At 53.7% G+C, this 18,647-nt stretch carries 14 protein-coding genes and 1 pseudogene; 4 read left to right on the top strand and 11 right to left on the bottom strand.

Going from position 1 to position 18,647, the window contains the following annotated elements; genetic code table 11:
- Positions 1 to 7 precede the first annotated feature (7 nt).
- On the bottom strand, positions 8 to 1,183 hold the full coding sequence (locus DFO56_RS01000; protein WP_045506868.1) for an efflux RND transporter periplasmic adaptor subunit: 1,176 nt from the start codon (positions 1,181 to 1,183) through the stop codon (positions 8 to 10).
- Positions 1,184 to 1,517: 334 nt separating this feature from the next.
- Between DFO56_RS01000 and DFO56_RS01005 the strand changes: the two genes are divergently transcribed.
- The gene (locus DFO56_RS01005; protein WP_045507249.1) at positions 1,518 to 1,880 is read left to right on the top strand and encodes a helix-turn-helix domain-containing protein; all 363 of its coding nucleotides are present in this window, start codon (positions 1,518 to 1,520) and stop codon (positions 1,878 to 1,880) included.
- 429 nt (positions 1,881 to 2,309) lie between these two features.
- Positions 2,310 to 2,438 (top strand): annotated as a pseudogene (locus tag DFO56_RS24860) (lactate utilization protein C); the annotation flags it as partial.
- 128 nt (positions 2,439 to 2,566) lie between these two features.
- On the opposite strand, the gene DFO56_RS01015 reads toward DFO56_RS24860, so the two are convergent.
- The 8 genes from DFO56_RS01015 to efeU form a co-directional block, all read right to left on the bottom strand.
- Entirely contained in the window at positions 2,567 to 3,892 is a 1,326-nt protein-coding gene (locus DFO56_RS01015) for a glycoside hydrolase family 28 protein (RefSeq protein ID WP_233500355.1), read from the bottom strand.
- A gap of 13 nt (positions 3,893 to 3,905) precedes the next feature.
- Positions 3,906 to 4,100 carry a hypothetical protein gene (locus tag DFO56_RS01020; protein ID WP_045506866.1) on the bottom strand — a complete coding sequence of 65 codons (195 nt, stop codon included), beginning with the start codon at positions 4,098 to 4,100 and terminating at the stop codon, positions 3,906 to 3,908.
- A gap of 45 nt (positions 4,101 to 4,145) precedes the next feature.
- Positions 4,146 to 4,553 carry a hypothetical protein gene (locus DFO56_RS01025; RefSeq protein WP_233500356.1) on the bottom strand — a complete coding sequence of 136 codons (408 nt, stop codon included), beginning with the start codon at positions 4,551 to 4,553 and terminating at the stop codon, positions 4,146 to 4,148.
- 276 nt (positions 4,554 to 4,829) lie between these two features.
- On the bottom strand, positions 4,830 to 5,393 hold the full coding sequence (locus tag DFO56_RS01030; protein ID WP_045506861.1) for a chorismate mutase: 564 nt from the start codon (positions 5,391 to 5,393) through the stop codon (positions 4,830 to 4,832).
- Between the two features lie 681 nt (positions 5,394 to 6,074).
- Positions 6,075 to 6,863, bottom strand: a complete 789-nt coding sequence (gene phoH / locus DFO56_RS01035; RefSeq protein WP_017456289.1) for a phosphate starvation-inducible protein PhoH — start codon at positions 6,861 to 6,863, stop codon at positions 6,075 to 6,077.
- Between the two features lie 538 nt (positions 6,864 to 7,401).
- Entirely contained in the window at positions 7,402 to 8,685 is a 1,284-nt protein-coding gene (gene efeB, locus DFO56_RS01040; RefSeq protein ID WP_020457324.1) for an iron uptake transporter deferrochelatase/peroxidase subunit, read from the bottom strand.
- 4 nt (positions 8,686 to 8,689) lie between these two features.
- Positions 8,690 to 9,817 (bottom strand): iron uptake system protein EfeO, encoded by a 1,128-nt coding sequence (gene efeO, locus DFO56_RS01045; protein WP_020457323.1) that lies wholly within the window; start codon positions 9,815 to 9,817, stop codon positions 8,690 to 8,692.
- A 39-nt stretch (positions 9,818 to 9,856) separates the two neighbouring features.
- Positions 9,857 to 10,690 (bottom strand): iron uptake transporter permease EfeU, encoded by an 834-nt coding sequence (gene efeU / locus DFO56_RS01050; protein ID WP_020457322.1) that lies wholly within the window; start codon positions 10,688 to 10,690, stop codon positions 9,857 to 9,859.
- Positions 10,691 to 10,971: 281 nt separating this feature from the next.
- On the opposite strand from efeU, the gene DFO56_RS01055 reads away from it, so the two are divergent.
- A complete protein-coding gene (locus DFO56_RS01055) occupies positions 10,972 to 12,156 on the top strand; it encodes a NupC/NupG family nucleoside CNT transporter (RefSeq protein ID WP_045506858.1) in 1,185 nt (394 codons plus the stop codon).
- Between the two features lie 35 nt (positions 12,157 to 12,191).
- Here the strand turns inward: DFO56_RS01055 and DFO56_RS01060 are convergent, their stop codons facing one another.
- Both DFO56_RS01060 and putP read right to left on the bottom strand, forming a co-directional pair.
- Entirely contained in the window at positions 12,192 to 12,623 is a 432-nt protein-coding gene (locus DFO56_RS01060) for a DUF3574 domain-containing protein (protein WP_045506856.1), read from the bottom strand.
- 99 nt (positions 12,624 to 12,722) lie between these two features.
- Positions 12,723 to 14,231 carry a sodium/proline symporter PutP gene (gene putP, locus DFO56_RS01065; protein WP_044489611.1) on the bottom strand — a complete coding sequence of 503 codons (1,509 nt, stop codon included), beginning with the start codon at positions 14,229 to 14,231 and terminating at the stop codon, positions 12,723 to 12,725.
- Between the two features lie 418 nt (positions 14,232 to 14,649).
- Between putP and putA the strand changes: the two genes are divergently transcribed.
- Positions 14,650 to 18,606 carry a trifunctional transcriptional regulator/proline dehydrogenase/L-glutamate gamma-semialdehyde dehydrogenase gene (gene putA, locus DFO56_RS01070; protein WP_045506853.1) on the top strand — a complete coding sequence of 1,319 codons (3,957 nt, stop codon included), beginning with the start codon at positions 14,650 to 14,652 and terminating at the stop codon, positions 18,604 to 18,606.
- Positions 18,607 to 18,647: the final 41 nt, after the last annotated feature.

Here is an 18,647-nt window from a genome sequence, read left to right on the forward strand (position 1 = left end):
TAAGGGATCAGTTGAGGGCGGCGCTGGCGTTCATGGCAACGGTTTTCGCGTTAACCGGCATCCCCGGCATAAACACTTTTTGTAAACCATCGACGATGACTTTATCGCCAGGGTTCAGCCCCTTCTGCACGATGCGTAAACCGGCGGCCAGACGCCCCGGCGTGATATCGCGACGCTGCGCTTTCCCGTCTTTATCAACGATATAAACATATTTGCGATCCTGATCGGTCAGCACCGCTTTGTCGTCGATAAGCGTGGCTTTGAATTCAGCGCTGCCCGGCAGACGTACGCGGGCAAAAAGCCCCGGTGTGAACTGACGCTGCGCGTTATCCAACAGCGCGCGCATACGGATCGTGCCGGTACTCGGCGTTAACTGATTATCCAGAAAATCCACTTTGCCCTGATGCGGGTAGCCATCCTCACCGACAAGGCCAATTTCCACCGGTAGCGCCAGGTGATTACTGGACGCCCCCTGCCCGCTGCGGGCGAGGTTTTGATAGTGGAGGTAGGTCGACTCATCCACGTCAAAGTAGACGTAAACGCTCTTCTGTGAGACCAGCGTGGTGAGGACGCTGGCGCTGTCACCCGCAGTGACCAGATTACCGCTGGTGATCAACGCCCGGCTGGCGCGACCATCGATAGGCGCGGTCACTTTGGTGAAATCCAGGTTCAGTTGCGCGGCATCAACTGCCGCCTGCGCGGCGCGAATGTCGGCCTGCGCCTGAATGGCGGCCGAACGGCGCTGCTCCCACTCCTCACGGGAAACCAGATGGGTATTAACTAATTTATCGGTACGGTTAGCCTCACTTTGCGCCAGGCTGGCCTGCGTTTTGGCTCTCGCCAGCGTCGCCTGCGCCTGTTCCAGCGCGGCGCGATAGGTTCTGTCATCAATGGTGAACAGCACCTGACCCTTTTTCACTTCCTGGCCGTCGGTGTAATTCACTTTATCAATGTAGCCGGAGACGCGGGGGCGGAGCTGAACACTCTCCACCGCTTCAATCCGTCCGTTGAAACTATCCCACTGGCTAATAGATTTCACTACCACGTCAGCGGCGCTGACGGCGGGAGCTTGTGGCACGGCATTTTGCGCGACACCGTTATCACATCCGACGAGCAGTACGGAGAGAAACATCACTCCCAGTGCATTCAGATGATACTTAACCCAAGGTTTCTGCAGGCTCATTATTTTTATTCCGCTAATTGTAGCCGCCGGGCAAGACGCAGCGGGAGACGCTACGCCACTTCCTTTGTCCGGGCTGGCTTCAGGCCATTTGTGCCGTTCATCGCCACAAAACTGTAACAGTTGCCAATACACTATCGCGGGGATTGTAGGGAGGCGCTAAATTTAGTGCAAGAATAATTGATACACTTTATGTGCTGTTTGAAACAGGGGTAAAAGTCGCGTTTCCGGCAAGGATTTAAATGCAACAATAAAACTTGCAATTAATCTAAAAACGGGCCACCTTTAAATGCAACAGACAAAGATGCTTTTTAATAAGCGGCGTGAGGGCAACAAGATGAACACTGGCGCATTTATTCACGATTTACTCGACTGGATCGACAACAACCTGGAAAGCCGTCTGGACATTGAGACCGTCTCCAGGCGGGCAGGCTATTCGAAATGGCACCTCCAGCGGCTCTTCAAAGAGCATACGGGTTATCGTCTCGCCGAGTATATCCGCGCGCAAAAGCTGCAAAAATCGATCGAGCGTTTAACCCACAGCGACGAGCCGATTGTGAACGTGGCGATCGCGCTAGGCTTTGACTCCCAGCAATCCTTTAACCGCAGCTTCAAGCGTCAGTATGGGCAGGCACCCGGCGCATGGCGTCGCAGTGTCGGCTGCCCGCAGGCACAGCAATCACGCCAGCAATCCACATAGTGCGTTGTGGTTTTCGCAAAGGCTTCAGGGTGAAATCGTCGGCCTGATAACAGCAGGCCATCGATATGTGGGGGCAGGTTGCCGCGGGCGGTTTGACGTTTTCTTAAAATAGCCGTCCTGAAAAGACCCGGCACGGCATCATTCTGGTATGAAGAAGCATGACGTGAGCTATTTACAAACCGCATCATCCTTTTTCGATCACATACCAAAGCGGCCATGCTTGTTGTTCCGTAAAAATCTTACCTCCGCCCTCTTCTTCTGAGAATGTAATCTCCCTGACCAAACTACATGCCGTAATTATTCGAATAATTTACGCACCCACCGATACATAAGTTTCGTTTCGTTGATATTTATCCCCCGGCCAAACTTGCCAGTTGATCAGGGATGATGTCGCTAATCTGCCACCCTTCTGCCTGTTAAGCGCTGGCGGGTGAGCAAGTGCCTGCCTGTATCAACCTGATCGGTGAGCCCAGTTCAACAGCGGACATTGAACTGATAAACGTCGTGGCCGTACAGGATCCGCTAAACGCGGCGTATCTGTTCATCGAAGATGGCTGATAGCAAACGGTTTAAAACAACCCTCCTTTGCCGGAGGGCTGTTCCCGTCATCGCTGACTGCGTCAAACGATGTTGCGTAATAAACAATCAGCGTCATCAGCACCAGCAGAGTTCCATCGCATACCTTTTTAGTCTTCTGGCACATTCGTCACCGGGAAAGGGATCCAGTTTTTTGCGCAATCCGTCGAGGCAGCCGATCGTGGTAACGATGCTTTTCCCGGCGGCACCGGTGAAACGCCATCGGGGCCAATGCGGATCTGCGCCGATTCAATTATCCAGCGGGCAGGGTTGCTGAAAGAGACGTCGTTCAGGGCAAATTGCAGAGGATGAGCGGCGTCATAACCGCGTAATATCAACTGGCCGCTTTCACCGGAAATATGATTCAGGGAGATATCGCGATAGACAGGAATGTTGTTACCGCTTGCGTGCGCATCATAGCGCGTATCAAAGTCGAGCGGCCTACGATTCCCGCGCATACAAACATTTTCGTAGCGCACATCGCTGACAATGCCGCCCCGGCTGATATCACTTTTGATACGAAGCCCGGAAGTTGTGCCATCAAGCGTCAAATTATGCACCCGAATGTCACTGACACCGCCGACGGTCTCGCTACCAATCGACATCCCGTGTCCCCAGTAAAAATGGTTATCCACCAGAATCACATGCCGCGTGGCGCCACCCGCGCCCGCTTTAATCGCCACATTATCGTCACCGGTTCTGATGAAGCTGTGGGCGATGAGGATATTCTGCGACGAAATGGGATCAATGCCGTCAGTGTTACGGGCATCCGCCGGGGTATCAATACGCACGCCCCAGAACGTCGCATCGCGGACGTTTTTCAGCGTGACATGGAATCCTGGCGAATTTCGCAGTGTGATGCCGTGAAAAATAATATGGGAGGCATCATCTATTTCAATCAGGCGAGGTACATTCTGTGCCCCGCCCTCCGTCTGCGCGCGGCGAGCCAGTTGCCACCATGATTCATCCTGGCCTTTTATCGGCTTACCGCCCTGCCCATCAATAATCCCTTCGCCGACAATACCTCCACCGTCAGTGCGGCTAAAAAGGATAAAGGGCCGGCAGCCATTCCCTTTATGATCGACAGTTCCACAATGGCCATTTTTGTCGTATACACGTGGGTCACTATTTGCTACCAGCATTGCCCCTTGCGAGATCCAGAGTGTGACGCCAGATTTCATGCTCAGCGGTCCACTGGAAAAACGCCCCGCCAGAAGCTGTAAAACCTCACCCCGGGGGCAGTTATCAATCGCCGACTGAAGTCGTCGGGTATCGTCTGCCGATGAAGACGTCAGCTTTGCACAGACAGGCGCGGGCAGCACAGGTTCTGGCACATCAGCACTCTCCAGGGCCGATAGCGCCGCGCTGAAGCCGGATACCGGGAAAAAAATCAGACTGGCAATTATTCCTTTCACATTACGGCGCAGAAAAAACATAATTATCCCGACATTAGAATTGTTGAAGTATTGTAGAAGTGCTGTGATAAAAGCACAGGGCGAATTCGTTTTTAGTTGAAGTGACGTTTAAGTTCGGCAGCCAAAAAGTGTTAGGATATTTCTCCTTTTTATTTTTGCGATTACCAGCCTGCATTAATTTATAGCCCTCAAAGCGTGAGAGGTTTTGCAAACCGCATTGGCTTTTCATATTGCTTTCCTTTTAATTTCATGGAAAACAGATCTCGCTTTATGTTTACTCATTACCATCCAGCTTTGTAAAAACACGCCCGGATGTTGCCTCAAGGATGTTCACCACACGCTTCAGTTCTTCGAAATCGGAATAAAACTGTTGGCCTAACGGCGTATTTCTCGCAATCTCAATGCAATAATTCAGGGCGTTTAGCGCATGGTGTACATGGTAAAGGCAAAGCGTGGCGTTACTGTCCAGACGGGCTTTGGATAATATGCGGACATCCTGTTCAATACCGGCTCTGATACCATCCAGTTTTAAGTACAATAAGCGCAACGCGTTGGGTTCATCAGGTTCCAGTAACAACACATTAATCAGTCCAATGGATTCTTTAAAATTTTTAACGATTGCGTTAATAAAATCACACCCGTCATGTGCCATGTTCACTCCGTAAAAAGCCATTAATGCCATTAGTGTCACTTGATATAATTAATGTTGTTATCCAGAGGCATGAAAAAGTAAACGGCATTGCCATAAACTAAAAATCACAGCCGGGAACACAAACGGTGACGCGCTAATTTTCATTAGCAGAGTTTATCTTTATAAAATTAAACCTGAATACAATAACATTATTTAATCAATGCTCGCAGCATAACTGTATTAATAGTGTGAGTATCGTTGATATTGCTTTTTACCGGCACAGAGCAACGGGTTCGGTGCGTATTTCAAAGACTGTGACGTTACCTGTCAGACTATCCCTTTATCGGGCGCCTGCTGAGCACGCTGAATAAAGCGCATGGTGTCGAGTAAATTATCCTTCTCAGCGTCAGTAAGATTGGGAGACACCGTTTTCTCCGCCAGTAAAGCCCGGTCAGTATAAGAGAGCGTTCCTGCCCGAAGCCGCTGACTTATGGTCAGTAGCAGAAGCTTGTCCAGTTCATTAATACGCCGTCTGATCCCATCAAGATCCAGGAGGGTAACAAAGGATTCTGGTCGGGGTAACCAGTCTGCCAGATAGCGATACTGTATCGCTTTTCCCGCGTTCATCAGCGCACTGATGAACGGCTCCACGGATTGCGGCTCCAGACCAGCCTCGCGCGCAGTGCTGCGCGCCTGCGATAATACTTTTTGTTCCCGGGCTACATCCTCCACCGGCAAATGGTACTTCACCTTGTAAGCTGCAACTTCTCTCATTAACGCCATACGTTCGGTTAAGAGTGATGAAAGGGCACTGAGACAAATGGGCGCAGATGCTCCTGCAAAAAAGCTACCGGACATACAGAGTGTCGATACGAAAATTTTCATCATCATCCCTCAAAGAAAGGTGCCAACCCTAATTTACCTGTGCAAATATAACCAGTAGTTACTATTTCGTTTCTGGATGTAAGAACTTTGTTATAAGCAGCGTCAACTTTTCGAGCAGCGCATGTCGTTCCAGCGCGTACGGATACAATCTTCTCCTCGAACACCCATTTGCATGGTTCTCCGTAGTTAAAAAATGATTGCGGGATAGACAGCAAGCCAGCACCGCGGCAAAGCGCTAACAGGCACCGTTCACTTTTCATTAATTCAGTTGCGTTATTATTTCATCAAAGCGGATTTGCGTAAGAAAATGTAACGCGCTGATATCAATCTGGATTCATCGACAGAACGCAAATCTTGTACGGATTTGCGATTGCAATAATGGGGAAAAGTACCAGTCAGGTTCGTTTGAACTGCACGTTGCCCATGGCAAATGCGTAATCCCTTACAGGGAAGCAGGCTAACACACTCAGCGAGGTTCTCATCTGCAGGCACGGTTATTGATACGTAATTATTTACAAGTCATAGCCTTGCACTCGCCCTTAAGCGAAGCGCTTACCTGGAAAAGCGGGCTTTTTTGTCTGTCGTACAGGGAATGGAAATGCGGGAACGGGGGAGAGAACGGCCTGTTTGCATCCCGCAAAAAATAAAACCCGGTTTCCCGGGTTTTATCGCTAACTATCAACGCCGTCAGTCGTACGCTTTTAGCGTGCGCTGGCAGAGCGCGGAGCGTACGCAGTCGTCTTTATTAAAGCGTACAACGCCAATCATCTCGTCTTCCTCAAAACGTGCCAGCGCGTCGCTCAAGCCCGATTTCACACCGGACGGCAGGTCACACTGGGTAATATCACCGTTGACAATAACGGTCACGTTCTCCCCGAGGCGCGTTAAAAACATTTTCATTTGCGCAGCCGTGACATTCTGAGCCTCGTCGAGAATGACCACCGCATTTTCAAAGGTACGTCCGCGCATATAGGCGAACGGCGCGATTTCCACCTTACCGATCTCCGGTCGCAGGCAGTATTGCATAAAGGACGCCCCCAGGCGTTTCAACAGCACGTCGTAAACGGGCCGGAAATAGGGAGCGAACTTCTCCGAAATATCACCGGGTAAGAAGCCGAGATCTTCGTCGGCCTGCAGAACCGGTCGGGTTACAATAATCCTGTCCACGTCCTTATGGATCAGGGCTTCCGCCGCTTTCGCCGCGCTGATCCACGTTTTCCCGCAGCCGGCTTCACCGGTTGCAAAGATCAGTTGTTTACTCTCGATAGCATTCAGGTAGTGCGCCTGAGCTTCATTGCGCGCTGCAATTGGGGAAGTATCACGGCTGTCCCGCGCCATGCCAATTGCTTCTACGCCACTCATCTGCACAAGCGAGGTGACCGACTCTTCTTCACGTTGTTTATGGCTGCGTGAATCACGTCTCAGCACGCGTTTCGCTTCACGACGAGCTTTGATCACTGCTTTTTGTCTTCCCATGGATAGCACCTTGAGTTGTTGGTTTACATCACACACGTCGCTATCGACGCGATTATGCGCACAAACGTCTGAGGGTTGGCTTCCTTGTAAGCCATGACTTGCCTTTGAAAATGACGTGCCAACGCGACGAACAGCATCGCCTGTCACATCGTCAACATCAGGAATGAAAAAGAAGGAGGAAAATTCAGGGGTGAAGAAGTCGCTGCCGGAGGTCGCACCGCCGTGCCGGGTTTTGCGTGGTCTTTTTGTCTGTCCGCTACTGGACTTTACCATCCGCGATCTCCAGAAAAACTTCATCACCGCAGGGGATAACGCTCTCACTAATTACATCAAAGCTTAGCATCATTGCAACATTATTTTTACCTAACTATAACGTGCATGACCTCTGCGTCGTTGAACAGAGTCTCGGTTATAAATATTACAGAAAGATAACAGATACTTTCTCATACGAAAAAATGATATCTGGATGGCAGAAAAAGTATGTCAGGATGCAACAGATGACAGATTATCCTGCCCGGTGGCGGGCAGGATAGGATCTTCACGCTTCGAGCAGAGATTGCGCCAGATAGCGATTTGCCGCTTGTACGCCGGGCAATACAAAGAAGTAACCGCCGCCAATCGGACGAATGTACTCTTCCAGCGCCTCGCCGTTCAGACGTTTTTGCACCGTCAGAAAGCCTTTTTCCAGATCGTGCTGATAACAGACGAACAATAGCCCCATATCCAGCTGGCCAGAGTTGGTCACGCCGAGCGAGTAACTATAACCACGCCGCATCATCAGGCTGGATTGGGTCTCTTTCGTTCGCGGGTTCGCCAGGCGAATATGGCTGTCGAGAGCAATGACATCACCGTCTGGATCGCTGGCATAATCCGGAACGTCATGCTCATTCTTCATGCCCAGCGGCGCACCGGAATGCTTATCGCGCCCGAAAATGGTTTGCTGCTCTTTCAACGGGGTACGATCCCAGAACTCCACGTGGAACTGGATAATACGCACCGCCTGGTAACTGCCGCCCACCGCCCACGCCGGTTCGCCCTGCTCTTCCGTCACCCACACCACCTCGTTCATCAGCGCATTATCGCGGCTGTCCGGATTGGCGGTGCCATCTTTAAAGCCCAGCAGGTTAACCGGCGTCTCTTTGCCTTTGCTGCGCGCCGCATGGTCAGAGATAAACCCTTCCCTTTTCCAGCGCACGCTGAGTAAATCTGGCGTGTGTTTGATGATGTCACGCAGTGCGTGAATCACCGTGTCCTGTGTGTTGGCGCAAATCTGGATCAGCAAATCGCCGTGACACAGCGCCGCGTCGAGCGAGTCGTTAGGGAAACGCGTCATCTTTTGCAGCTTTTTCGGCATCTGCTCGCGCAAACCAAAACGGTTGTCGAACAGCGATTCGCCCACGGAAACCGTCATCGTCAGGTTATCCGGCGCGATATAAGCGCCGAGAATACCGGAGTCCATTGGCGGTAAGCGTGGGTTCGTTGTCTCCGGAGCCGGGCCGCCGGAGGTCAGAAACGTGATGCGCTGCGTCAATAAGCGGAACAGCCGTTCGAGATCGGCTTTATCAGCAGCCAGCACATCAAACGCCACCAGCATCATTGACGCCTGTTGCGGCGTCAAAATACCGGCCTGATGCACGCCCAGGAAAGGCTGCTTCTCCATCCGCGCATCCGGCGAAAGCGTCCCCGGTGCGCTCTTCGGTGTTACCGCATGCGCCACCGGGCATCCGCCAGCCAGCGCAAGCGCGCCGCCCAGCGCGCCCATACTTTTTAATAAACGGCGCCGGGAAGGTTCGCTGACGTCGTTGTTATCCTCTTGCTTCATGGTATTAGTCCAGCCCCAGCACGCCGCGCAGCTGCGCCAGATCTTCCGCCAGTGTTGTGATCGGCCCTTTCAGCGCATTGCGATCGGCGTCGGTCAGCTTATCGTAAGTCTCATACCCATCTTTAGTGCGGTATTTCGCAAGGATGGTATCTACTTTCTTGAAGTTGGCATCGACTTTCGCCAGCAGTTCGGCGTTATCTTTCTGCAATTGCGGACGCAGCAAATCAACGATTTTCTGTGCGCCATCGACGTTAGCCTGGAAGTCCCACAAGTCCGTGTGGCTGTAGCGATCTTCTTCACCACTGATTTTGCTTGCGGCCACTTCCTCAATCAGGCCAGCGGCACCGCCAACCACTTTAGAAGGAGGGAACGCCAGCTCATTAATGCGCGTTTGCAAATCAACCACATCGGAGTAGAGCTGATCGGCATATTTGTCCATCTCTTTGGTGCTGTTGTCGCCAAACAGGGCTTTTTCCAGACGGTGGAAACCGGTGAATTTCGGATCGGCGGCTTTATGCTCGTAATCATCTTCACGGGCATCAATGCTGCCATCGAGATCGGAGAAAAGCTCAGCAATCGGTTCAATACGCTCGTAGTGCTGGCGCGTCGGCGCGTACAGCGCTTTCGCTTTTTCAATATCGCCCGCTTTCACCGCCTCGGTGAACGCTTTGGTGCCGGAAACCAGCTGCGCCGTTTCTGCAACCACATACGCTTTATACGCGGTAATGGCTCCGCTCAGGCTCAGCAGCGCGTCACCTTTTGCCGCATCGGCTGTTGCCGCGCCTTTCACCACCAGCTTACCTTTCGGGTTGGTTAACAAACCGCAGGTCATCTCATACTCGCCCGGCTGCAGGTTGGCGGTTAGCTTCTGGCTAAAACCTGGCGCGATATTTTCACGCTCTTCAACCACCATCACGCCTTTGAGGATCTCCCACTCGAGCGCTTTCTGGCTGTGGTTGAGAATAATAAACTGCGTTTTACCCGCGTTCACCGTCAGGTTCATCGGCTCACACTGCTTGTCCGTAACCGTGACTTTCACCTGCGGAATATCCGCGGCATGCACCGCGAAAGCACTGGAGATAAATGCCGCCATCCCGGCCTGTAATGCACTACGACGAAAATGAATTGCCATGCCCTTTCCCTTAATTAGTATGTTGTAACTATAAAGCGATTACGGTGCCGCCCGTGAAGGCTGCGTACCCGCGCGAGGCGGTAAAACAAACATCACCAGCGCCGGGATCAGATAGATAAAGTAGACCACCACTTCGCTGACGCTTGGCGTTTCCTGGTAACCAAAAATCCCTTCCAGCAGCGTGCCGGTGAGGGAATGCGTGGTGAGCACATTACTGAAATCGAAGGCCACATCCTGGAAGTGGTTCCATAATCCCGCTTCGTGAAAAGCGCGGATCGCCCCGGCGGCAAGCCCGGCCGCGACAAAGAGAATAAACAGGCTGGTCCATTTGAAAAACGCGCCAAGATTCAGACGCACGCCGCCCCAGTAAAGCAAGAAACCGAGCACCACCGCCGTAGCCAGCCCCAGCACCGCGCCCAGCGGTGGCCAGACGCCAACATCCTGCTGGAACGCCGCCAGCAGAAAGAACACCGATTCCAGCCCTTCGCGCGCCACGGCGAAAAAGACCATCAGGATCAGCGCCCAGCCGTGGTTATGACTGCGCGCCAGCGCGCTGTCGACCGCCTGTTCCAGTTGCACTTTGACGTTGCGCGACACTTTGCGCATCCAGAACACCATCCAGGTGAGGATCACCACGGCGATCGCCGCGACAATGCCTTCAAACAACTCCTGCTCTTTTTGCGGGAACTCGCCGGTGGTTTCATTAATCGCGATACCCAGCCCAAGGCAGAGTGCGGCGGCAAGAAAAACACCAATCCACATCACGCTTATCCAGCGTCCGCGCTGGGTACGTTTCAGATAACTGGCAATCAGGCTGACGATCAGCGCCGCTTCGAGGCCTTCACGTAACATAATCAAAAATGGAACAAACATGGAGGAAACCCCTAGTGTCATGCGCGGTCAACGGTTGCAAAGAAAAGTAAATTGCATTGATAGTGATTATCATTACGGCGCAAGGAAACTCAAGCGAAAAATGTTGAGAATGATAACTGGATGTAACCGCGTAGCAGGCTAACCATGCGGTTTTTGCGTTATGCGGAAGCGGTTGAAATAAAGCAAAAACATAGCTTACAAATCTTTAACTTTGTATTTACCCCACTTCAGCGCTGTGGCTAAATAAACGCCCCGTTTCGTTTACCTGCAAAATTAAAGACATGACTAACTTTTTCCATTTTTTGCTGGCGCTGATAGTGATCCTCGCGCTGGCCTGGCTGGTGAGTTTCGACCGCCGGCACATTCGTTTTCGCTTCATCCTGCAATTAATTGTTATTGAACTGGCGCTGGCGTGGTTTTTCCTGCACGCGCAAAGCGGGTTAACGCTGATTAAATACGTTTCCGGCTTCTTTGAAGCGCTGCTGAAATTCGCGGGCGAAGGCACCAGCTTTGTCTTCGGCGGGATGAGCGAAAAAGGGCTGGCCTTTATCTTCCTCGGCGTGCTGTGCCCTATCGTCTTTATTTCCGCGCTGATCGGCATTTTGCAGCACTGGCGCATTCTGCCCATCTTTATTCGTTTGATAGGCACATTGCTGTCAAAACTGAACGGCATGGGCAAACTGGAGTCGTTTAACGCCGTCAGCTCGCTGATCCTCGGCCAGTCGGAAAACTTTATTGCTTATAAAGGCATCCTCGCCGATCTCTCCTCGCGCCGCATGTTCACCATGGCAGCAACGGCGATGTCGACGGTGTCGTTGTCGATTGTCGGCGCGTATATGACCATGCTGGATGCAAAATATGTGGTTGCCGCACTGATCCTCAATATGTTCAGCACCTTTATTGTGCTGTCGGTAATTAACCCGACGCGCCCGGAAGCGGAAGCCGAGGTCAAGCTGGAAAAGCTCCACGAATCGCAAAGCTTCTTTGAGATGCTCGGTGAGTACATCCTCGCGGGTTTCAAAGTGGCGATGATTATTCTGGCGATGCTGATTGGCTTTATTGCGCTGATTAGCGCCATTAATGCCCTCTTCTCCGCCTTGTTCGGCATCAGCTTCCAGCAAATCCTAGGCTATGTGTTTTACCCGCTGGCATGGCTGATTGGCATCCCGCTGAGCGATGCGCTGCACGCGGGCAGCATTATGGCGACCAAGCTGGTGGCGAACGAATTTGTGGCGATGATTGAGCTGCAAAAAATCGCCGCGCAGATGACGCCGCGCGGGCTGGGTATTCTTTCCGTGTTCCTGGTATCGTTCGCCAACTTTGCCTCGATCGGTATTGTGGCGGGGGCAATTAAAGGGTTAAACGAGCAACAGGGGAATTCAGTTTCCCGCTTTGGTTTGCGCTTAGTGTACGGCGCAACGCTGGTGAGTTTGCTTTCGGCGGCTTTCGCAGGCGCGGTGTTGTAATTTACTGGCCCACTTCGCGCAAGTGGGCCATAACATCAGAATTGCACACAGACCGGCTGATCGACACGCATCACCGATTCCTGGGCAAAGCGTGATTTGTAGATCTCACGCAGCACATCGATTTTCGCATCACTTTGCGCGTCCACACTGTGGATCAGCATCAGCGCCTTGCTTGGCTCCTTCGACACCTTCCCGTTGCTACCCAGCCACTGTCCCTGCGCATCAAATGTGGTCAACCCATCGCGAAAACGCGGCGTGACATCGTTATCCACATACTGCTGCCACTCCTGCGCGGTAATCGCTTTACCGCCCTGGCGGGTCAAGCCGTAATAGAGCGTGGTTTGCTGCATCTGATTTTCAGCTTTGCAGGTTTGCGCGACCGTCCCCGGTTGTTTTGCCGCCGGCGAAACGCAACCCGCCAGTAAACCTGCCATCACCAGTGCAGTGAACCCTGTCGTTAACTTCATATCGCTATCCTCATTGTTATTTGTTGTGAGATAACAGCGTAATTACAATTATTTATCAATAAAAAAACCCGCCGCAGCGGGTTTTTCATAAGAGATAATTTATTCAGCCTGTAAACGCGATGGCGGCGCAGAGCGGTAGTGCGCATCTGCCTCGGCAAAGCGCTGCTGCATCTGCGCGGACGGCGCTTTGCCCAGCAGGCTAAACACTACAATGCCGATACTGCCGAAAACGAAGCCCGGAATGATTTCATACAGATCCAGCCAGGCGTAGTGTTTCCAGACAATTACCGTTACAGCACCGATGATCATCCCGGCCAGCGCACCGTTACGCGTCATGCGTGACCACATGACCGAGAACAGCACCACCGGACCAAACGCCGCCCCGAAACCCGCCCAGGCGTAGCTCACCAGGCCGAGCACGCGGTTTTCCGGATTCGCCGCCAGCGCAATCGCCACCAGCGCCACCAGCAACACCATCGCGCGCCCTACCCATACCAGCTCGCGCTGGCTCGCGCCTTTACGCAAAAACGCTTTGTAGAAATCTTCGGTAATTGCGCTGGAGCACACCAGCAACTGGCAGCTCAGCGTCGACATCACCGCGGCGAGGATCGCCGACAACAGCACCCCGGCAATCCACGGGTTGAACAGAACCTGCGCCAGTTCGATAAACACGCGCTCGGCATTCTGGTTAACGGCTCCCGCCACAGACGGATGCTCATTAAAATAAGCGATGCCGAAGAAGCCCACAGCGACCGCGCCTGCCAGGCACAGGATCATCCACGTCATACTGATGCGACGCGCATGGACAATGGTGTGATGGGAATCCGCCGCCATAAAACGCGCCAGAATATGCGGCTGGCCGAAATAACCCAGTCCCCAGCCCATCAGCGAGACGATGGCGACAAAATTCAGGCCTTTCAGCATATCGACGTTTTCAATGCTTTTTTGCTTGATCACGTCCAGCGAATCACCAAAACCGCCAACGGAAATAATGACAATCACCGGTGTCAGGATCAGCGCGAAAATCATCAGGCTGGCCTGCACCGTATCGGTCCAGCTGATCGCCAGGAAGCCGCCAATAAAGGTGTAAATGATCGTCGCAGCGGCACCAGCCCACAGGGCGGTTTCGTAACTCATACCGAAGGTGCTTTCAAACAGACGCGCGCCGGCAACAATGCCGGAAGCACAATAGATGGTGAAAAACACCAGAATCACCACCGCCGAGATAATCCGCAGCAGGCGGCTGTTATCTTCAAAACGGCCGGTGAAATAGTCCGGCAAGGTCAGCGCGTTATTGTTCACCTCGGTGTGGACACGCAAACGTCCGGCCACCAGTTTCCAGTTAATCCACGCGCCCAGCGTCAGGCCAATGGCGATCCAGCTTTCAGAGATCCCCGAAATAAAAATCGCGCCCGGCAGCCCCATCAGCAGCCAGCCACTCATATCCGATGCTCCCGCCGACAGCGCAGTAACCAGCGGCCCAAGGCTGCGGCCCCCCAGAATATAGTCATCGAAGTTTTTCGTCGAACGCCAGGCGACGAAACCGATAAGTATCATGCCAAAGATATAAACAAGAAAAGTCACCAGCATTGGTGTGCTCATTGCCATTAAAAAGTCTCCAGGATTCTTCGTCGGCAAAGACTGTTTGCCGCTTTTTTCCAGCGCCGGAACGGGGCGATGGGGCGTTTAGATTATTTGAAGCGCCCGTATCCTGCCGGATGCCTCACTTATTCACAATTGATTTAACACAGCATTTACATCAAATTCATCCCGACTCTGATAGCAATTTCCTATAGGTTGCACTCTGTCACACTTTCAAAGGTTGCACCTTTAAAAAGTGTTATCTGCCGCATAAAACCTGCTTTGCCAGCGAATTGTTCAGCGCCTTTAGCAATAACCAGCCGTTAACATCTTATTCATTTTCTACCTTGCCAGCCAGGTCACATTTAACAAGGTTGCACAAAGTTGCAACATGATGGATATTTCAGCCTGAACCGCAAAACAACGTAAAAAACAGGAGCAAAGCATGGGCACCACCACCATGGGGGTCAAGCTTGATGACGCAACACGCGAAAGGATCAAAGCCGCCGCGGCGACTATCGACCGCACACCGCACTGGCTGATTAAACAAGCCATCTTCAATTTTCTGGAAAAACTGGAAAACAACGAAGGCCTGCCGGAACTGGCGACCGCATCCGCCACCGCGCAGGAAGACGAAAGTGCCGTTGTGGTTGATGACAGCCACCAGCCGTTTCTCGATTTTGCCGAGCAGATCCTGCCGCAGTCAGTTTCCCGCGCCGCGATCACCGGCGCATGGCGCTGGGCGGAAACCGATGCGGTACCGATGTTGCTGGAACAAGCCCGCCTGCCGCAACCGGTGGCGGAAAATGCCCATAAGCTGGCTTATCAGTTAGCGGAAAAACTGCGTAACCAGAAAACCGCCTCCGGCCGCGCTGGCATGGTGCAAAGCCTGTTACAGGAGTTTTCCCTCTCCTCGCAGGAAGGCGTGGCGCTCATGTGTCTGGCCGAAGCGTTACTGCGTATTCCCGACAAAGCCACCCGCGATGCGCTGATCCGCGACAAAATCAGCAACGGTAACTGGCAGTCACACATTGGGCGCAGCCCATCGCTGTTCGTCAATGCCGCCACCTGGGGACTGCTGTTTACTGGCCGTCTGGTCTCCACGCACAACGAAGCCAATCTCTCGCATTCGCTGAATCGTATTATTGGCAAAAGCGGTGAGCCGCTGATCCGCAAAGGCGTGGATATGGCGATGCGCCTGATGGGCGAACAGTTCGTCACCGGCGAAACGATCGCCGAAGCGCTGGCCAACGCGCGCAAGCTGGAAGAGAAAGGTTTCCGTTACTCCTACGACATGCTCGGCGAAGCGGCACTCACCGCAGCCGATGCGCAGGCGTATATGGTGTCGTACCAGCAGGCGATCCACGCTATTGGCAAAGCCTCCAACGGGCGCGGCATTTATGAAGGGCCAGGGATTTCCATTAAGTTATCTGCCCTGCACCCGCGCTACAGCCGTGCGCAATACGACCGTGTGATGGATGAACTCTATCCGCGCCTGAAATCCCTCACCTTGCTGGCACGCCAGTATGACATCGGCATTAATATTGACGCCGAAGAGGCCGATCGTCTGGAAATTTCCCTCGATCTGCTGGAAAAACTCTGTTTCGAGCCGGAACTGGCAGGCTGGAACGGCATCGGTTTTGTTATTCAGGCCTACCAGAAGCGCTGCCCGTTTGTGATTGATTATCTTGTGGATCTGGCGACACGTAGCCGTCGTCGTCTAATGATCCGCCTGGTAAAAGGCGCTTACTGGGACAGCGAAATCAAGCGCGCGCAAATGGAAGGGCTGGAAGGCTACCCGGTTTATACCCGCAAGGTATACACCGATGTTTCATACCTCGCCTGCGCGAAAAAATTACTCGCGGTGCCGAACCTGATCTATCCGCAGTTCGCTACTCACAATGCCCATACGCTGGCAGCTATTTACCAGCTTGCCGGGCAAAACTACTATCCGGGCCAGTACGAATTCCAGTGCCTGCACGGCATGGGCGAACCGTTGTATGAACAAGTCGTAGGGAAAGTGGCCGATGGCAAACTGAACCGCCCGTGCCGCATTTATGCGCCGGTCGGCACCCACGAAACACTGCTGGCGTATCTGGTGCGCCGCCTGCTGGAAAACGGCGCGAATACCTCGTTCGTCAACCGCATCGCCGACAACACGCTGCCGCTGGACGCGCTGGTCGCCGATCCGGTGAGCGAAGTGGAAAAGATCGCCGCCCAGGAAGGCCAGGTCGGTTTACCGCACCCGAAAATCGCCCTGCCCCGCGCACTGTATGGCGAAGGACGAATCAATGCCGCTGGCCTCGATCTGGCGAACGAACACCGTCTGGCCTCGCTCTCCTCCTCGCTGCTCGCCAGCGCGGCGCAGAAATGGTACGCCCGCCCGACGCTGGAACAGGTGGTCATGGACGGCGAACCCGTCTCGGTCATTAACCCTGCTGAACCGAAAGACACCGTTGGCTATGTGGTGGAAGCCAGCGAAGCGCAGGTTAATCAGGCGCTGGAAAACGCCGTTAATCACGCACCAATCTGGTTTGCCACACCGCCGCAGGAGCGCGCCGCCATTCTTCAGCGCGCCGCGGTGCTGATGGAAGACCAAATGCAGTCGTTGATTGGCATTCTGGTGCGTGAAGCGGGTAAAACCTTCAGCAACGCCATTGCCGAAGTGCGCGAAGCGGTCGATTTCCTGCGCTACTACGCAGGCCAGGTCAGTGCGGATTTCGATAATGAAACGCACCGTCCGCTGGGGCCGGTAGTCTGTATCAGCCCGTGGAACTTCCCGCTGGCGATTTTCACCGGCCAGATTGCCGCAGCGTTAGCGGCGGGCAACAGCGTGCTGGCAAAACCTGCCGAACAGACTCCGCTGATTGCCGCTCAGGGCGTGGCTATTCTGCTTGAAGCCGGTGTTCCGGCGGGCGTTTTACAATTATTGCCAGGGCGTGGCGAAACCGTAGGCGCGCAGCTGACCGCCGATCCGCGCGTGCGTGGCGTGATGTTTACCGGCTCCACCGACGTGGCGACGCTGCTGCAACGCAGTATCGCCACGCGTCTTGATGCCCAGGGTCGCCCGACACCGCTTATCGCTGAAACCGGCGGGATGAACGCGATGATTGTCGACTCCTCCGCGCTTACCGAACAGGTGGTTATCGATGTGCTGGCCTCCGCGTTTGATAGCGCAGGCCAGCGCTGTTCAGCCCTGCGCGTGCTCTGCTTACAGGATGACATTGCCGATCACACGCTGACCATGCTCCGCGGCGCGATGGCGGAGTGTCGCATGGGTAACCCAGGCCGCCTGACCACCGATATCGGCCCGGTGATCGATACCGACGCGAAAGCGAATATCGAGAAACATATTCAGGCCATGCAGGCCAAAGGGCGCAAGGTGTACCAGGCTGTGCGTGAAAACAGCGAAGATGCGCGTGAATGGCGCACCGGCACCTTTGTCGCGCCAACGCTGATTGAACTGGAGAGCTTTGACGAGCTGAAAAAAGAGGTCTTCGGCCCGGTGCTGCACGTTGTCCGTTATCACCGTAACCAGTTGGAACAGTTAATCGCGCAGATTAACGCCTCCGGCTATGGCCTGACGCTCGGCGTTCATACCCGTATCGATGAAACCATCGCCCAGGTCACCGGCAATGCCCATGTCGGTAACCTGTATGTGAACCGCAATATGGTGGGCGCTGTGGTAGGTGTGCAGCCATTTGGCGGTGAAGGGTTGTCCGGCACCGGGCCGAAAGCTGGCGGGCCGCTCTATCTTTACCGCCTCTTAGGCAGCCGACCGGAAAACGCGGTGCAGAAAACGCTGGCCCGTCACGACGCGCAGCATCCGCTGGATGCGCAGCTGAAAGCATCACTCTTGCAGCCACTGGAAGCATTACGCGCATGGGCAAAAGATCGTCCGGCGCTGCAACAGCTCTGCGCGCATTATGGCGAGCTGGCGCAAACCGGAACACAACGCCTGCTGCAAGGCCCGACGGGTGAACGCAACAGCTGGACGCTGGTACCGCGCGAGCGGGTGCTCTGCGTGGCGGATAACGAGCAGGACGCGCTGGTGCAACTGGCGGCGGTCATCGCCTGCGGCAGTCAACTGCTGTGGCCGGACGATACGCTGCACCGCGATATGGCGAAACAGTTGCCGGAAAGCGTCAGCAAACGTATCCAATTTGCCAAAGCCGATGCGTTAATGGCGCAGACGTTTGATGCGGTGATTTTCCATGGTGACTCCGACCAACTGGTGGCGCTGTGCGAAAACGTCGCCGCACGAAATGGCGCTATTGTGTCGGTTCAGGGCTTTGCACGCGGTGAAACCAACATCCTGCTCGAACGTCTGTGGGTGGAACGCTCGTTGAGCGTCAACACTGCCGCTGCCGGTGGCAACGCCAGCCTGATGACGATTGGCTGATGTTGTCCTCTCCCTGAAAAACAGTCTGGTAATAACAACAA

The organism is Kosakonia sp. AG348, assembly GCF_003337365.1.
Lineage (GTDB): Bacteria > Pseudomonadota > Gammaproteobacteria > Enterobacterales > Enterobacteriaceae > Kosakonia.

What these genes read in the sequence shown, in the direction of transcription:
- DFO56_RS01025 (WP_233500356.1), bottom strand. Translation starts at nt 4,553, where the DNA reads ATGGCATTAATGGCTTTTTACGGAGTGAACATGGCACATGACGGGTGT.
- DFO56_RS01015 (WP_233500355.1), bottom strand. Translation starts at nt 3,892, where the DNA reads ATGTTTTTTCTGCGCCGTAATGTGAAAGGAATAATTGCCAGTCTGATT.
- DFO56_RS01055 (WP_045506858.1), top strand. Translation starts at nt 10,972, where the DNA reads ATGACTAACTTTTTCCATTTTTTGCTGGCGCTGATAGTGATCCTCGCG.
- efeO (WP_020457323.1), bottom strand. Translation starts at nt 9,817, where the DNA reads ATGGCAATTCATTTTCGTCGTAGTGCATTACAGGCCGGGATGGCGGCA.
- DFO56_RS01020 (WP_045506866.1), bottom strand. Translation starts at nt 4,100, where the DNA reads ATGAAAAGCCAATGCGGTTTGCAAAACCTCTCACGCTTTGAGGGCTAT.
- DFO56_RS01030 (WP_045506861.1), bottom strand. Translation starts at nt 5,393, where the DNA reads ATGATGATGAAAATTTTCGTATCGACACTCTGTATGTCCGGTAGCTTT.
- efeB (WP_020457324.1), bottom strand. Translation starts at nt 8,685, where the DNA reads ATGAAGCAAGAGGATAACAACGACGTCAGCGAACCTTCCCGGCGCCGT.
- DFO56_RS01000 (WP_045506868.1), bottom strand. Translation starts at nt 1,183, where the DNA reads ATGAGCCTGCAGAAACCTTGGGTTAAGTATCATCTGAATGCACTGGGA.
- efeU (WP_020457322.1), bottom strand. Translation starts at nt 10,690, where the DNA reads ATGTTTGTTCCATTTTTGATTATGTTACGTGAAGGCCTCGAAGCGGCG.
- DFO56_RS01005 (WP_045507249.1), top strand. Translation starts at nt 1,518, where the DNA reads ATGAACACTGGCGCATTTATTCACGATTTACTCGACTGGATCGACAAC.
- putA (WP_045506853.1), top strand. Translation starts at nt 14,650, where the DNA reads ATGGGCACCACCACCATGGGGGTCAAGCTTGATGACGCAACACGCGAA.
- putP (WP_044489611.1), bottom strand. Translation starts at nt 14,231, where the DNA reads ATGGCAATGAGCACACCAATGCTGGTGACTTTTCTTGTTTATATCTTT.
- DFO56_RS01060 (WP_045506856.1), bottom strand. Translation starts at nt 12,623, where the DNA reads ATGAAGTTAACGACAGGGTTCACTGCACTGGTGATGGCAGGTTTACTG.
- phoH (WP_017456289.1), bottom strand. Translation starts at nt 6,863, where the DNA reads ATGGGAAGACAAAAAGCAGTGATCAAAGCTCGTCGTGAAGCGAAACGC.